General features: G+C 58.9%; 1 protein-coding gene. It reads left to right on the top strand.

The annotated features are described in order from the left end of the window. Positions 1 to 248, top strand: a 248-nt coding sequence (locus LKE08_RS06540) for a hypothetical protein (RefSeq protein WP_324703400.1), incomplete at both ends; no start/stop codon positions are given.

Genomic DNA, 248 nt, shown 5'->3' with positions numbered 1-248 from the left:
GGGTCGCCAGACGGACAGCGCGGTGACGACGCGATCAAGGTCGCCCAAGACCTTTTGGGGACATACGAACGGCTGCAATACATGGGGGAACGGGTGAAAGACCGCCCCGAAGATCTGTTCGAGCAATATTGCGATCGCTGCAACCCGCCACTCGAACCAGGACGGCGCAAGTCAACCTGGACATCGGCTCAACGGCGCAACCCGACCCCGTGTCTGAGTGATGACAAGATAGAGAACTGTATCAAGGC

The sequence above is a fragment of the Lyngbya sp. CCY1209 genome, assembly GCF_035615495.1.
In the GTDB taxonomy this organism is placed as follows: Bacteria; Cyanobacteriota; Cyanobacteriia; order Cyanobacteriales; family Microcoleaceae; genus Limnospira.
This window is presented reverse-complemented; position numbering and strand designations above follow the sequence as displayed.